12 protein-coding genes are annotated in these 15,379 nt (G+C 74.7%); 8 read left to right on the forward strand and 4 right to left on the reverse strand.

What is annotated here, in order from left to right; genetic code table 11:
* Nucleotide 1: 1 nt before the first annotated feature.
* The 8 genes from nusA to AB0398_RS04670 all read left to right on the forward strand — a co-directional run bounded on the left by nusA (nt 2) and on the right by AB0398_RS04670 (nt 11,290).
* Complete coding sequence (gene nusA, locus AB0398_RS04635; RefSeq protein ID WP_366372278.1) at nt 2-1,003, forward strand: transcription termination factor NusA; 1,002 nt, start codon at nt 2-4, stop codon at nt 1,001-1,003.
* A 74-nt stretch (nt 1,004-1,077) separates the two neighbouring features.
* Nucleotides 1,078-1,359, forward strand: coding sequence for a YlxR family protein (locus AB0398_RS04640; RefSeq protein ID WP_366372279.1), 282 nt, complete (start codon nt 1,078-1,080; stop codon nt 1,357-1,359).
* Between the two features lie 145 nt (nt 1,360-1,504).
* Nucleotides 1,505-4,588, forward strand: a complete 3,084-nt coding sequence (gene infB / locus AB0398_RS04645) for a translation initiation factor IF-2 (RefSeq protein ID WP_366372280.1) — start codon at nt 1,505-1,507, stop codon at nt 4,586-4,588.
* Nucleotides 4,589-4,736: 148 nt separating this feature from the next.
* Nucleotides 4,737-5,030: a DUF503 domain-containing protein gene (locus tag AB0398_RS04650; protein ID WP_030217805.1), complete on the forward strand. Its 294-nt coding sequence runs from the start codon at nt 4,737-4,739 to the stop codon at nt 5,028-5,030.
* A 29-nt stretch (nt 5,031-5,059) separates the two neighbouring features.
* The gene (rbfA, locus tag AB0398_RS04655; protein WP_365546253.1) at nt 5,060-5,500 is read left to right on the forward strand and encodes a 30S ribosome-binding factor RbfA; all 441 of its coding nucleotides are present in this window, start codon (nt 5,060-5,062) and stop codon (nt 5,498-5,500) included.
* Nucleotides 5,497-6,396: a tRNA pseudouridine(55) synthase TruB gene (gene truB / locus AB0398_RS04660; protein ID WP_366372281.1), complete on the forward strand. Its 900-nt coding sequence runs from the start codon at nt 5,497-5,499 to the stop codon at nt 6,394-6,396. The genes rbfA and truB overlap by 4 nt, the downstream gene beginning before the upstream one ends.
* Before the next feature lie 207 nt (nt 6,397-6,603).
* Nucleotides 6,604-10,290: a trypsin-like peptidase domain-containing protein gene (locus tag AB0398_RS04665; protein ID WP_366372282.1), complete on the forward strand. Its 3,687-nt coding sequence runs from the start codon at nt 6,604-6,606 to the stop codon at nt 10,288-10,290.
* Between the two features lie 31 nt (nt 10,291-10,321).
* On the forward strand, nt 10,322-11,290 hold the full coding sequence (locus AB0398_RS04670; RefSeq protein WP_366372283.1) for a bifunctional riboflavin kinase/FAD synthetase: 969 nt from the start codon (nt 10,322-10,324) through the stop codon (nt 11,288-11,290).
* A 74-nt stretch (nt 11,291-11,364) separates the two neighbouring features.
* Here AB0398_RS04670 and AB0398_RS04675 read toward each other — a convergent pair whose 3' ends face one another.
* The 4 genes from AB0398_RS04675 to AB0398_RS04690 are packed head-to-tail and all read right to left on the reverse strand — an operon-like array spanning nt 11,365 to nt 15,378.
* Nucleotides 11,365-12,381: an ABC transporter ATP-binding protein gene (locus tag AB0398_RS04675; RefSeq protein ID WP_366372284.1), complete on the reverse strand. Its 1,017-nt coding sequence runs from the start codon at nt 12,379-12,381 to the stop codon at nt 11,365-11,367.
* On the reverse strand, nt 12,378-13,343 hold the full coding sequence (locus AB0398_RS04680) for an ABC transporter ATP-binding protein (protein WP_366372285.1): 966 nt from the start codon (nt 13,341-13,343) through the stop codon (nt 12,378-12,380). Before AB0398_RS04680 ends, AB0398_RS04675 begins: the two co-directional genes overlap by 4 nt.
* A complete protein-coding gene (locus AB0398_RS04685; protein ID WP_366372286.1) occupies nt 13,340-14,320 on the reverse strand; it encodes an ABC transporter permease in 981 nt (326 codons plus the stop codon). Before AB0398_RS04685 ends, AB0398_RS04680 begins: the two co-directional genes overlap by 4 nt.
* Entirely contained in the window at nt 14,317-15,378 is a 1,062-nt protein-coding gene (locus AB0398_RS04690; protein ID WP_366372287.1) for an ABC transporter permease, read from the reverse strand. Before AB0398_RS04690 ends, AB0398_RS04685 begins: the two co-directional genes overlap by 4 nt.
* Nucleotide 15,379 lies beyond the last annotated feature (1 nt).

The following is a 15,379-nucleotide window of genomic DNA, read 5'->3' on the forward strand; positions in this document are numbered from 1 at the left end:
CGTGGACATCGACGTGAAGCTTCTCAAGGGCTTGGCGCATGAGAAGGAGATCTCCTTCGACCTGCTGGTCGAGGCGATCGAGTCGGCCCTCCTCATTGCGTACCACCGCACCCCCGACGCCCGCCGCCACGCGCGCGTGGAACTGGACCGGCACACCGGTCACGTCACCGTCTGGGCCAAGGAGGACCCCTCCGACCTGGAGGAGGGCCAGGAGCCCAAGGACTTCGACGACACCCCCTCGGACTTCGGCCGGATCGCGGCGAGCACCGCCCGCCAGGTCATCCAGCAGCGGCTGCGGGACGCCGAGAACGACGTGACCTTCGGCGAGTACGCGCGCCGCGAGGGCGACGTCGTCGCCGGTGTGGTGCAGCAGGGCAAGGACCCGAAGAACGTCCTGGTCAGGCTGGACGACAAGCTGGAGGCCATCCTTCCGGTCCAGGAGCAGGTGCCGGGCGAGGACTACACCCACGGCCTGCGCCTGCGGACGTACGTCGTCCGGGTCGCCAAGGGCGTCCGCGGTCCCTCCGTCACCCTTTCGCGCACCCACCCCAACCTGGTGAAGAAGCTCTTCGCCCTGGAGGTGCCGGAGATCGCGGACGGCTCGGTCGAGATCTCGGCCATCGCCCGCGAGGCCGGCCACCGCACCAAGATCGCCGTCCGCGCCACCCGTTCGGGCCTGAACCCCAAGGGCGCCTGCATCGGCCCGATGGGCAGCCGCGTCCGCAACGTGATGGCGGAGCTGCTCGGCGAGAAGATCGACATCGTCGACTGGTCGGACGACCCGGCCGAGATGGTGGCGAACGCGCTCTCCCCGGCCCGGGTCTCCAAGGTCGAGATCGTCGACCTGGCCGCCCGTTCGGCCCGGGTGACGGTGCCGGACTACCAGCTGTCCCTGGCGATCGGCAAGGAGGGCCAGAACGCCCGCCTGGCCGCCCGCCTCACCGGCTGGCGGATCGACATCCGTCCGGACACCGAGCAGGCGGACCAGGACGAGCGGGCCTGAGACCGTTTTTGGCCAACAACTGTTCGATTCTTGCCCCAAACGGGCGGGGTCGGTACGGGGAGGTAGACTTAATCGTGTCTGGCCGGACGCACGCCCGCGTATGCCCTGAGCGAACCTGTGTGGGATGCCGGGAGCGAGCGGCCAAGAGCGATCTGCTGCGGATCGTGGTGAACAAGGACGAGTGCGTTCCGGATCATCGCGGTACGCTGCCCGGCCGGGGTGCGTACCTGCACCCCGCCGTGGTCTGTCTCGATCTGGCGGTCCGCCGCCGAGCGTTCCCGAGGGCCTTCAGGGTCCAGGGTCCGCTCGACACCGCGGCACTCCGCCGTCATGTCGAGCGATCGGCACAGCAGTGAAGAAGTACGGCACGGAACACCGTGCGGTCAGGTACCTCGCGAGTTGGAAGTAGGTCGAGATTGCGATGAGCACTCGATGAGTACGCGATGAGTACGCCCATGAAGTAGCGACGGTCCGGCGGTAACCGGACCTCAAAGGAGCGAAGTGGCTAAGGTCCGGGTATACGAACTCGCCAAGGAGTTCGGCGTGGAGAGCAAGGTCGTCATGGCCAAGCTCCAAGAACTCGGTGAATTCGTCCGTTCGGCGTCCTCGACGATCGAGGCGCCGGTCGTGCGCAAGTTGACTGACGCTTTGCAGGGTCCCGGCGGCAACGCCGGCAAGACCGCTGCCAAGCCCGGCGCGCCCCGCAAGGCGACGCCCGCCCCCGCCGCGCCGAAGCCGGCGCAGGCCTCCCCCGCGCCGTCCCCGGCGCAGGCTGTACGTCCCGCCGCCCCGAAGCCTGGCGCGCCCACCCCGGCGCCCAAGCCCGCGGCCGCGGAGAAGCCCTCGACCCCGGCCCCCGCCGGCGGTCGTCCCACCCCGGGTCCGAAGCCCCCGGCCGCGCCGAAGCCGGCGCCGGCCTCCCCGGCTCCGACGACCCCGGAGTTCACCGCGCCTCCGGCGGCCCCGGCCGCCCAGCAGCAGCGTCCCGCCGGCGCGACCCCGGGCCCCCGCCCGGCCGCCCGTCCGGGCCAGCAGGCGCCCCGCCCGCAGGGCCAGGGTGCTCCGCGCCCCGGCGGCCAGCAGGCCCCCCGTCCGGGCGGTGCCCGTCCGGCCGGTCCCCGTCCGGGCAACAACCCGTTCACCTCGGGCGGCTCCACCGGCATGGCGCGTCCGCAGTCGCCGCGTCCCGGTGGCGGTGCCCCGCGTCCCGGCGGCCCCGGTGCCGTTCCGGGCGCCCCGCGTCCGCAGGGCGGCCCCGGCGGCGCCCCGCGCCCGCAGGGTCAGGGCGGCGCCCGTCCCACCCCGGGCGGCATGCCCCGTCCGCAGGCTCCCCGTCCGGGCGGCGCGCCCGGCGGTAACCGTCCGAACCCGGGCATGATGCCGCAGCGTCCCGCTGCCGGCCCGCGTCCCGGCCCCGGCGGCCGTGGTCCCGGTGGCCCCGGCGGCCGTCCGGGCGGTCCCGGCGGTGGCGGCGGCGGTCGTCCCGGCTTCGCCGGTCGTCCGGCCGGTCCCGGCGGTGGCGGCGGCGGCTTCGCCGGCCGTCCCGGTGGTCCCGGTGGCGGCGGCGGTCGTCCGGGTGGTCCCGGCGGTGGCGGCGGCTTCGGCGGTCGTCCCGGCGGCTTCGGCGGTCGTCCCGGTGGTCCCGGTGGCCGTGGTGGCACGCAGGGCGCCTTCGGCCGTCCCGGCGGTCCCGCGCGTCGCGGTCGCAAGTCGAAGCGTCAGAGGCGCCAGGAGTACGAGGCCATGCAGGCCCCGTCCGTGGGCGGCGTGATGCTTCCCCGCGGTGGCGGCGAGGTCATCCGCCTGTCGCGCGGTGCCTCCCTCACCGACTTCGCCGAGAAGATCGGCGCCAACCCGGCGTCGCTCGTCGCGGTGATGATGAACCTCGGCGAGATGGTCACGGCCACGCAGTCCGTCTCCGACGACACGCTGACGATGCTCGGCGAGGAGATGAACTACACCGTTCAGATCGTCTCGCCCGAGGAGGAGGACCGCGAGCTGCTCGAGTCCTTCGACATCGAGTTCGGTGAGGACGAGGGCGGTGAAGAGGCCCTGGTCTCCCGTCCGCCGGTCGTCACCGTCATGGGTCACGTCGACCACGGTAAGACCCGACTGCTCGACGCGATCCGCAAGACGAACGTCGTCGCGGGCGAGGCCGGTGGCATCACCCAGGGCATCGGCGCCTACCAGGTGGGCACCGAGGTCAACGGCGAGGACCGCAAGATCACCTTCATCGACACCCCGGGTCACGAGGCGTTCACCGCCATGCGTGCCCGTGGTGCGAAGTCGACCGACATCGCGATCCTCGTGGTCGCGGCCAACGACGGCGTCATGCCGCAGACGATCGAGGCGCTCAACCACGCCAAGGCCGCCGGCGTCCCGATCGTCGTCGCGGTCAACAAGATCGACGTCGAGGGTGCGGACCCGACCAAGGTCCGCGGTCAGCTGACCGAGTTCGGCCTGGTGGCCGAGGAGTACGGCGGCGACACGATGTTCGTCGACATCTCCGCCAAGCAGGGTCTGCACATCGACTCCCTGCTCGAGGCCGTCGTCCTCACCGCCGACGCCTCGCTCGACCTGCGGGCCAACCCGAACCAGGACGCGCAGGGCATCGCGATCGAGTCCCACCTCGACCGCGGCCGCGGTGCGGTCTCGACCGTCCTCGTCCAGCGCGGAACGCTGCGCATCGGCGACACCGTGGTGGTCGGCGACGCGTACGGCCGCGTCCGGGCGATGCTCGACGACAAGGGCAACAACGTCGAGGAGGCGGCCCCGTCGACTCCCGTCCTGGTGCTCGGTCTCACCAACGTGCCGGGTGCCGGCGACAACCTCCTGGTGGTCGACGAGGACCGTACGGCGCGTCAGATCGCCGAGAAGCGCGCCGCGCGTGAGCGCAACGCCGCCTTCGCCAAGCGCGTCCGCCGGGTGTCCCTGGAGGACCTCGACAAGGTGCTCAAGGCCGGTCTCGTCCAGGAACTCAACCTCATCATCAAGGGCGACGCGTCCGGTGCGGTCGAGGCCCTGGAGGCCTCGCTGCTCCAGCTCGACGTCGGCGAAGAGGTCGACATCCGCGTCCTGCACCGCGGTGTGGGTGCGGTCACCGAGTCGGACATCGACCTGGCCATGGGCTCCGACGCCATCGTCATCGGCTACAACGTCCGTGCGGCCGGCCGTGCCGCGCAGATGGCGGAGCGCGAGGGCGTCGACGTCCGGTACTACTCGGTCATCTACCAGGCGATCGAGGAGATCGAGGCGGCGCTCAAGGGCCTCCTCAAGCCGGAGTACGAAGAGGTCGAGCTCGGCACGGCGGAGATCCGCGAGGTCTTCCGCTCGTCCAAGCTGGGCAACATCGCCGGTGTCCTCATCCGTTCGGGCGAGGTCAAGCGCAACACCAAGGCGCGCCTCGTCCGCGACGGCAAGGTCATCGCCGAGGACCTCACGATCCACGGTCTGCGCCGCTTCAAGGACGACGTCACCGAGATCCGCGAAGGCTTCGAGGGCGGTATCAACCTCGGAAACTTCAACGACATCAAGATCGACGACGTCATCGCGACGTACGAGATGCGCGAGAAGCCGCGCGCCTGATCGCGTCCGATCGCAGCAGTGAGCAGGGGCCGGTCGGCGGAACTTATTCCGTCGATCGGCCCCGGCCGTTGCGTGTACGGTTCCTGGTGTACCCGCCCTCTGGTGGGCGGGGCCACTGACCCCGAACCGGCGGGACATCCGGACACACATGTACGTGGGGACACTGTCCTTCGATCTGCTCCTCGGCGACGTGCGCTCGCTGAAGGAGAAGCGCTCCGTCGTCAGGCCGATCGTCGCCGAACTCCAGCGCAAGTTCGCGGTGAGCGCGGCGGAGGTCGGCGGCCAGGACCTCCACCGGCGGGCCGAGATCGGCGTCGCGATGGTGACGGGGGACCCGGGACACCTCAGCGACGTGCTGGACCGGTGCGAGCGGCTCGTCGCCGCCCGGCCGGAGGTGGAGCTGCTGTCGGTGCGCCGCAGGCTCCACACTGATGAAGACTGATCGAGCAAGGCGAAGAAGGAGAAGGACCAGTGGCCGACAACGCGCGGGCGAAGAAGCTGGCGGACCTCATCCGGGAGGTGGTCGCCGAGAAGCTGCAGCGCGGCATCAAGGACCCCCGCCTGGGTACGCACGTGACCATCACGGACACCCGCGTCACCGGTGACCTGCGGGAGGCCACGGTCTTCTACACGGTCTACGGCGACGACGAGGAGCGCGCGAGCGCCGCGGCGGGTCTGGAGAGCGCCAAGGGCGTCCTCCGTTCGGCCGTGGGCCGGGCGGCGGGGACCAAGTTCACCCCGACGCTGACCTTCGTGGCCGACGCCCTCCCGGAGAACGCGCGCACCATCGAGGACCTCCTCGACAAGGCGCGGGCCTCCGACGCCCAGGTGCGGGAGGCGTCCTCGGGCGCCGGCTTCGCGGGCGAAGCCGACCCCTATAAGAAGCCGGGCGAGGACGACACCGCCGAATGAGCGACAAGACCCCCACGCCCGACGGCCTTGTCATCGTCGACAAGCCGTCGGGCTTCACTTCGCACGACGTCGTGGCCAAGATGCGCGGGATCGCGAAGACCCGCCGCGTCGGCCACGCCGGAACGCTCGACCCCATGGCCACGGGCGTCCTCGTCCTCGGCGTGGAGCGGGCGACCAAGCTCCTCGGTCACCTCGCGCTGACCGAGAAGGAGTACCTGGGCACCGTCCGCCTGGGCCAGACCACGATCACCGACGACGCCGAGGGCGAGATCACGGCGTCGGTCGACGCTTCGAAGGTCACCCGCGAGCAGATCGACGCCGGTGTGGCGGAGCTGACCGGCGCCATCATGCAGGTGCCGTCGAAGGTCTCCGCGATCAAGATCGACGGCAAGCGCTCGTACGCGCGCGTGCGCGGCGGCGAGGAGTTCGAGATCCCGGCCCGCCCGGTCACCGTCTCCTCCTTCCGGGTGTACGACGTCCGCGAGGCGGTCGCCGAGGACGGCACCCCCGTGGTCGACCTGGTCGTCTCGGTGGTCTGCTCCTCCGGCACGTACATCCGCGCCCTCGCCCGCGACCTGGGCGCCGGGCTCGGCGTGGGCGGCCATCTGACCGCGCTGCGCCGCACCCGGGTCGGCCCGTACAAGCTGGACTCGGCCAGGACCCTGGAACGGCTCCAGGAGGAGCTGACGGTCATGCCGGTCGCGGACGCGGCCGCGGCGGCGTTCCCGCGCTGGGACGTCGACGAGAAGCGCGCCCGGCTGCTGCTCAACGGCGTCCGCCTGGAGATGCCGGAGTATCCCAAGGGCCCCGTCGCGGTCTTCGGACCGGAGGGGAAGCTGCTCGCACTGGTAGAGGACCAGCGGGGCAAGGCGAAGAGCCTCGCGGTCTTCGGCTGAGGAGCCGACGGAACGGGAACGGCCCATGAATGGGGCGGGTACGCGCGCGTACCCGCCCCACTCTCGTTCCCCCACCGGGACCCTGTCCCGGAAAGTCACGGAGATTCACCCCACCGGGGAGGCGCTCGGAGCACAAGGGGGAGTGAGAGGGGGCGCGTTCACCTCCGTGCGCCGTCGCCCGATCACCGGCCGCCTACCGTCGTCACCATGGGACGCGGGGACCTGGCGACGCTGGTGCGGATCTGCGATCCGGCGGGCCGGACGCGCGGCACCGGATTCCTCGCCGACCACCACGGGACGGTCGTCACCAGCCACGAAGCCGTCGACGGGCTCAGCCGCGTGCTGCTGCGCGGGCCCGACGACCGCAGCTGGCTCGCCGAGGCCGGGGCCGTCACCCCCCTGCCCGAGAGCGGGCTCGCCCTGGTCCGCAGCGAAGGACTCGGCGTCCGCCCCCTGCCGCTCGCCACCCGCCCCGAGATCGAACCCGGCACGTACGTCCGGATCGAGGCCCACGGCTGGCGCGAGGCGCGCGTCCTCGGCCCCGCCACCGTCACGTACACCGCCGCCGACCGCTTCCACGACCTCGACGAGGCCCTCGAACTCGCCATCGGCACCGAGGGCGCCGAGGCGCTCCGGCGCGGCGGCCGGGCTGCGGGGAGCCCCGTCCTCGACACCGCCACCGGCACCGTCCTCGCCGTCCTCGGCACCGCCCTCCACGGCGGCCGCAGGGCCGCCGGATACGCGGTTCCGCTCCGGCCCGACGGCCCGCTCACCGACCTGCTGCGGCGCAACGCCGCCACCGTCCCCGCCTACGGCCCCGACCTCAACCTCGCCGGGATCCTGGAGCTCACCGCCACCTCCACCGGCCCCGTGCGGGACCCCGGGCCCTGGCCCGAACCCGTCGAGCGCGCCGGGTGCGCCCGCGAACTCGACCGCTTCACCGCCGGGGACGCCCCCGTCCTCGCCCTGGTCGGCGCCCCCGGCACCGGCCGCACCACCGCCCTCGCCGCGCTCTGCGCCCGCCGGGCCCGGGGCGAGGCTCCGGCCCCCACCGTCCGGCTGCGCGGCGCCGACCTGCGCGCCGAGGACCACTCCCTCGCCGACGCCGTAGGCCGCGCCCTGGACCGGGCCGGGCGCATCGTCACCGCCTCCGGCGCCCTCGGCGACACCACCACCGCCACCCCCGAGCGGGCCGCCGCCCTCGCCAGGGAGGCCGGCCGGCCGCTCCTCGTCGTTCTCGACGGCCCCGAGGAGATGCCCCCGCTCCTCGCCCACCGGCTCCCCGCCTGGACCGCGGCCACCGAGCGGTGGCTCCGCGCCCACGGGGTCCGGCTCGCCACCGCCTGCCGCCCCGAGCTCTGGGAGCGGGCCGGCGCCCTCTACGGCCCGGAGGCCCCGCACCGCCCCGCGACCGGGGACGACGGCAGCGGGCTCCCCCCGGCCGTCGTCCTCGGTCCGTACACCGAGGCGGAGGCGCGGGCCGTGCGCGAGGGGTACGGGCTGCGGGAGACGGACCTCGCCGAGGCGGACGCCCGGCACCCGCTCGCCCTGCGGCTGCTCGCCGAGGTCCGCGCCGCGCTGCCCGGCGAGGTGCCGGGACGGCCCTGCCGCGAGGAGGTCTTCACCGCCCACCTCGACCTGATGTGCCTGCGGACCGCCGTCCGGATCGCCGCCGGGACCCGGCCCCCGGTCCGGGGGACCGCCGTCCGCCGGCTCGCCGCGCGCGTGACCGGCCGGGTCCACGAGGCGGCCCGCCGCTGCCTCGGCCCCGGCCACGGCGTCCTCGACCGGGCCTCCTTCGAGGAGCTGTTCCCCTGGCGGGAGGGCTGGGCCCCGGCCGTCCTCACCGAGGGCCTCCTCGTCCCGGCGGGCTCCGGCTACCGCTTCGCCCACGAGGAGCTCGCCGACTGGCTCCAGGCCGCCCACCTGGACCTGGACACGGCCCTCCACGCTCTCGTCCACGCCCACCACGAGGACCGCGCCCCGGCCGCGCCCCCGGACGCCCCCGGCCCGGTGCCGGGTCCCGCGCCCGGGAGCACCGGCCCGGGGGCCGCCGGACCCCTCGTGCCCCCGGGCGCCCCCGGGGGCACGGAAGCGGGCTCCCGGCCCCTCGCCGGGGCGACCGACCCCGACCTCCCCGCGAGCCCCGGCTCCCCGGCGGGCCCGGACGTGCCCGGGCCCCGCACGGCCCCGGGCCCCAGCACCTCCGCTCCCGCCGTACCCCCCGCCGCCCTCCCCGGCCCGGTCGCCGGGGTCCCCGAGGCGCCGCCCGTGCCCCGGCACCGGATCGGGCCCGTGCTCCAGGCGCTGCTGCTCGAACACCGGGAGCGGGGGGCGGGCGGGTCCGTGCCGCGGCTCGCCGGGCTCGTCGAGGCGCTCGCCCGGTTCGCGGACGCCGGGAAGGACGGGGACGGGGCCTGGTGGGCCGCGCGGCTGCTCGGGGAGAGCCTGCGGCGGATCCCGGACCCCCGGTCCTGCCTGCCCGTCCTGCGGCTGCTCGCCGACCGGATCGGCGCCCGCCCGGGGCGGCCCCCCGCCCTCGCCGCCTTCGGACCCGCGTTCTGGCGGGGCCTCGCGGTCGGGGAGGACGAGCGGATCGACCTGCTGCGGCGGCTCGTCACCGCCGACCCGCCGGGCGGGGACCGCTGGTTCGGCACGGTCGCGGAGCTGCTCGCCGCCGACCCCCGGGGCGTCCAGCCGCTCCTGTGCCGCTGGTTCGGCGACGCCCGGCCGCTGCCCGCCGCCCCGCACGCCACCGTCGCCACCGCCGCCCAGGCCCTCCTGCACGCCCACCGGGACCTCGCCATCGACGACCTGTGCGAGGCCCTCGTCGCCACCGCCCACCCCCTCGCCGACGGCCTCCTCGCCGCGCTCGCCCGGGACGAGACCTCCGCCCTCTGCCGGGCCGTCGACCGCTGGGCCCACGACGACGGGCGCCCGGAGCGGCGCGCCGCGGCCACCGCGTACGGACACCTGGCCGCCGGCCGCGCCACCGCCCCCGCCGACCGCGAGCTCCTGCGCTACGCCGCCCTCGCCCTCCTCGCCCGCCCCGCCGACCGGGACCTGCACGGCGCCGCCCTCGGCCTCCTGGTCCGCGACCCCGAGTCCCGCGCCCGGCACCTGCCCCGCGCCGCGACCGAGCCCGGCGTCCCCGTCGACGCCCTCGTCGCGGCCCTCGCCACCCACCCCGGGGAGGCCCTCGACGCCCTCCGGACCCGCCTGGACGCCCCCGGCGGGGACCCGGCCGCGGTCCTGGAGGCCCTCGCCGGGATCGACGCGCCCGCCCTCGCCCGCCGCGCCGCCGCCCTCGTCCGCGACCACGCCCTCCTCCATCCCGGGGACGCCCCGCACGTGGCCGCCTTCGTGGACCGGCGCCTCGAAGCCGGACCCGAGGCAGGGGCCGTGCTGTTCCCGCTGGTCGGCGATCTGGTCCGGAGCCGGTCCGTCCCGCTCCGCCGCGCCCTCGCCCCCGTGCTCGCCGCCCCCGGCACCGGCGCCTCCCGCCATCTGCGGGCCGAGCTGCTCGACGTACTCCTGGAGCACGAGCGGTACGGCGCCGAGGCCGGGGACTCCTCCGTCGCGGAGGCCCTCGTGACGGCCGCCGCCGAGGAGGCGGAGCGGCGCAGCGAGCCCCGCACCCGGCAGCTCACCCACCGGGCCGGCCTGCTGTGCGTCCGCACCCCCGAGGGCGCCGCGCGGCTCGACCGGCTCCTCGCCGCCCTCGTCCGCGAGCGGCCCGTCTTCACCGAACTCCTCGGCGGCTGGATCGTCGCGGCCCCCGGCGACTGGGCGCCGCTCCTCGGCATCGAGGCCCTCGACGCGCTGCGCTTCCCCGGCACTTCCATGCCGATGCGTGCCGACGGGCGTGGGCATGGCAGTCTTAGACCTGCGTAATCGGCGAACAGGCGGACGAGGAGCGGTCACAGTGCAGCGCTGGCGTGGCTTGGAGGACATCCCCCAGGACTGGGGGCGCAGCGTCGTCACCATCGGCTCCTACGACGGTGTGCACCGCGGGCACCAGCTGATCGTCGGGCGGGCCGTCGAGCGCGCCCGCGAGCTCGGCGTCCCCTCCGTCGTGGTCACCTTCGACCCGCACCCCTCCGAGGTCGTGCGCCCCGGCAGCCACCCGCCGCTGCTCGCCCCGCACCACCGGCGCGCCGAGCTGATGGCCGGCCTCGGCGTGGACGCGGTGCTCGTGCTGCCGTTCACCGCCGAGTTCTCCCAGCTCTCCCCGGCCGACTTCATCGTCAAGGTGCTCGTCGACAAGCTGCACGCCAAGGCCGTCATCGAGGGCCCCAACTTCCGCTTCGGCCACCGGGCCGCCGGGAACGTCGCCTTCCTCGCCGAGCTCGGCACCACCTACGACTACGAGGTCGAGGTCGTCGACCTGTACGTCAGCGGCAGCGCGGGCGGCGGCCAGCCCTTCTCCTCCACCCTCACCCGCCGTCTGGTCGCCGAGGGCGACATGGCCGGGGCCGCCGAGATCCTCGGCCGCCCGCACCGCGTCGAGGGCGTCGTCGTCCGCGGCGCCCAGCGCGGCCGCGAACTCGGCTTCCCGACGGCCAACGTCGAGACCCTGCCGCACACCGCGATCCCGGCGGACGGCGTCTACGCGGGCTGGCTGACCGCCGCCGGCGAGCGGATGCCGGCGGCGATCTCGGTCGGCACCAACCCGCAGTTCGACGGCACCGAGCGGACCGTCGAGGCGTACGCGATCGACCGCGAGGGCCTCGACCTGTACGGGCTGCACGTGGCCGTCGACTTCCTGGCGTACGTGCGCGGGATGCTGCGCTTCGACACCCTGGACGACCTGCTCCTGGCGATGGCGGACGACGTGAAGCGCTGCCGCGAGCTGACCGGGGAGTACGACCGGGAGCACCCGGAGCAGGTCTGACCCGCCGGGGCCGCGGGCAGGTCCGACCCGCCGTGGCCGAAGCGCCCGGCCCGGGGCCGGGCGCCTCGGCCCGGTCAGTCCGCCTTCCCACCGCCCACCCAGTGGCAGGCCACCGCGCCCGCCCCGCCGCCGGGCAGGACCGGCAGGTCCTCGCCCCGGCACCGGTCCGCGACCGCCGCCGCCGCGCCCGAGGCGAGGATCTGGCAGCGGGCGTGGAAGCGGCACCCGGAGGGGATCCGGGACGGGTCCGGGGGCTCGCCCGTCAGCACCACCGGCGGCCCCTCGGACTCCGGGAGCACCGAGAGCAGCGCCCGCGTGTAGGGGTGCCGCGGGTTCGTCAGGACGGTCTCCACCGGGCCCGTCTCCACGACCCGGCCCAGGTACATCACCGCCACCCGGTCCGCGATGTTCCACGCGAGCCCCAGGTCGTGCGTCACCACCAGCGCCGACAGGCCCAGTTCGTCGCGCAGCCGCAGCAGCAGCGCCAGGATCTCGCCCCGCACGGACGCGTCCAGGGAGGCAACCGGCTCGTCCGCGACGATCAGCTCGGGCTCCAGGACCAGCGCGCCCGCGATGACCACCCGCTGCCGCTGCCCGCCGGACAGCTCGTGCGGGTAGCGCAGGAAGAAGCGCTCCGGCGGGCGCAGCCCGGCCCGGGAGAGGGCCCCGGCGACGGCGGCCCGCTCGTCCCCCGCGTACCCGTGGATCCGCAGCCCCTCCGCCACCGCGTCGTACACGGTGTGCCGGGGGTTCAGCGAACCGCTCGGGTCCTGGAGGACCAGCTGCGCCCGCTTCCGGTAGGACTTCAGGGCCCCGGAGGAGTACCCGAGCGGCTCCCCGTCGAAGGAGACCGTGCCCGCCGTGGGCCGGACCAGGCCGAGCAGCGAGCGGGCCAGGGTCGTCTTGCCGCAGCCCGACTCTCCGACGAGGGCCACGATCTCGCCCGCGCCGACGTCCAGGTCCACGCCGTCCACCGCCCGGGCGGGCGGCGCTCCCCGGCGTCCGGGGAAGACCACGCGCAGGTCCCGGGCCGAGAGCAGCGACCCGGTCGCCGTCCCCGTCTCCGGGCGCGCGGAGGTGTCCGTACTCATGAAGCGCTCCCCACGTGCACGCAGGCGGCCCGGCGCCCCGCGCCCGCCTCCCGCAGTTCCAGGTCGAGGTCCCCGCAGACGTCCACCGCCACCGGACAGCGCGGGTGGAAGGCGCAGCCGCCCGGCAGGTCGGCCGGGTCCGGCGGATCGCCCGGCAGACCGCGCGGCGCCCGCCGGGAGGCGGGGTCGCCGATGCGCGGGAACGCCGAGGACAGCGCCCGCCCGTAGGGGTGCGCGGCCGCCTCGTACACCTCCCGCGCCGGGCCCTCCTCGACGACCCGGCCCGCGTACATCACGGCGAGCCGGTCGCAGGTGTCGGCGAGGACCGCCAGGTCGTGGCTGATCATCAGGAGGCTGATCGACTGCTCGGCGACCAGGCCCTCGATCAGGCGCAGGATCTGCGCCTGGATCATCACGTCCAGGGCGGTCGTCGGCTCGTCCGCGACGATCAGCCGCGGATCGCAGGCGAGTGCCATCGCGATCATCACGCGCTGCCGCTGCCCGCCGGACAGCTCGTGCGGATACGCGGCGGCGCGGGCGGCGGGCAGGCCGACGTGTTCGAGCAGCTCGCCGACCCGCTTCCGCGCCGCCGCCGGGGTCGCCCGGCCGTGCACGAGCAGCGGCTCCGCGATCTGGTCCCCGATCCGGTGCACCGCGTTCAGCGAGTGCATCGCGCCCTGGAAGACGATCGACGCGCCCGCCCAGCGCACGGCCCGCAGCCGCCCCCACGACATCGCGAGGACGTCCTCGCCGTCGAGCAGGATCTCGCCCTCCAGGCGCGCCGAGGCGGGAAGCAGCCGGAGCAGCGCGAGCGCGAGCGTGGACTTGCCGCAGCCCGACTCCCCGGCCACGCCCAGCTTGGTCCCCGGCTCCAGGGTCAGGTCGACCCCGCGCACGGCGGGCACGGCCGCCGCGCCCGACCCGTACGTCACCCTGAGGTCCCGTACTTCCAGGAGGCTCATCGCCCCACCCCCAGCTTCGGGTTGAGCACGGACTCGACGGCCCGGCCGCACAGCGTGAAGGCCAGCGCCACGAGCGCGATCGCGATCCCGGGCGGGGCCAGGTACCACCAGTGCCCGGAGGAGACCGCGCCGGCCTCGCGGGCGTCCTGGAGCATCCCGCCCCAGGAGACCACCGTCGGGTCGCCCAGGCCGAGGAAGGCGAGGGTGGCCTCGGTGAGGATGGCGGTCGAGATGCCGAGGGTGGTCTGCGCGAGGACCAGCGGCATCACGTTCGGCAGCACGTGCCGGGTCATGACGTGCCCGTGGCCACCGCCGAGCGCGGTCGCCCGCTCGATGTACGGGCGCGACTCCACCGCGATGGTCTGCGCCCGCACCAGACGGGCGGTGGTCGGCCACGAGGTCACCCCGATCGCGAGCACCACCGTCCACATCGAGCGGGACATCACGGTGGCGAGCACGATCGCCAGGACCAGCGTCGGCATCACCAGGAACCAGTCGGTGATCCGCATGACGACGGTCGAGAACCAGCCGCCGTAGTGCCCGGCGACGATCCCGACCAGGGTGCCGATGGCGACCGAGAGGGCCGCCGCGAGCAGACCGACGAGCAGCGAGATCCGCGCCCCCCAGACCAGCAGCCCGAGCAGCGAGCGCCCGAACTGGTCGGTGCCGAGCGGGAACTCGGCGCTCGGGGACTCCAGGGCCGTGCCCGGCGCCTCCGTCACCGACTGCACGTCGGCGCCGACGAGCAGCGGGGCGGCGAGCGCGAGCAGGGCGATCAGGACGAGCCCGGCGAGGCCGTACAGACCGGCGCGGTGGGTGCGGTACCGCTTCCAGAAGCGGATCGCCGAGGCCTTGCGGCGCTGCCGGGCGAGGGAGGCCGCGGAGGACGGCTTCCGCGCGGGTCCGGGGGCGGATTCCGCCGGGGGCTCCGGGGCGGGTTCCGGCGCGGGCGTCGTGGAGGTCGTGGAGGAGGTCATCGGCCCACCCGGGGGTCGAGCAGCGGATAGAGCAGGTCGGCGAGCAGGTTCATCAGGATCATCGCTCCGGCGAAGACCACGAACAGGCCCTGCACCAGCGGCAGGTCGGGCACGCTGAGCGCCTGGTAGAAGAGCCCGCCGAGCCCCGGCCAGGAGAACACCGTCTCCACCAGGATCGAACCGGCCGCCACGTGGCCCAGGTTGATGAAGATCATCGTCACGGTCGGCAGGAGCGCGTTCGGCACCGCGTGCCGGCGCCGCACGACGTCGTCGCGCAGCCCCTTCGCCCGCGCCGTCGTCAGGTAGTCGCCGCCCATCTCGTCCAGGAGCGAGGAGCGCATCACGAGCAGCGTCTGCGCGTAGCCGACCGCCACCAGGGTCACCACCGGCAGGACCAGGTGGTGGGCGACGTCCAGGACGTACGCGAGACCGGTCTCGCCCGTGCCCGACTCCATGCCGCCGGTCGGGAAGAGCCCGGGGACCGGGCCCGCGCCGACGGAGAAGACGATGATGAGGAGCAGACCGAGCCAGAAGGACGGCACCGACCACAGGGTCAGGGCGATCCCCGTGTTCAACCTGTCCCCGAGGCCGCCGTGGCGCCAGGCCGAACGGGTGCCGAGCCACAGCCCGAGCGCCGAGTAGATCACCACGGCGACCCCGGTGAGCAGCAGCGTCGCCGGCAGCTTCTCCCAGATCAGCTCCCCGACGGGGGCGCGGAACTGGAACGAGGTGCCGAGGTCGCCCGTCAGGGCCTTCGCGCAGTAGTCCGTGAACTGCTGCCAGAGCGGCAGATCGAGCCCGAACTGTCGCCTCAACGTGGCCAGTTGCTCGGCCGACGTGGGCATGCCGTGGGTCATCGCCCTCACCGGGTCGCCGGGGATGATCCGGAACAGGAAGAAGCTGGTGACGAGCACGGCGAAGAGCGAGACGAGCGCGCCGCCCAGCTTCCCCGCCGCGTGACGGAGGTAGCCGGAGGAGGCGCCGGTGCGGGGCGCGCCGTCCGTGGTGCGGGCCTGGTCGGCCCGCACCACGTCGGCGGGGGTGCTGGTCGTCGTCACG

Source organism: Streptomyces sp. NPDC086147 (genome assembly GCF_040702165.1).
In the GTDB taxonomy this organism is placed as follows: domain Bacteria; phylum Actinomycetota; class Actinomycetes; order Streptomycetales; family Streptomycetaceae; genus Streptomyces.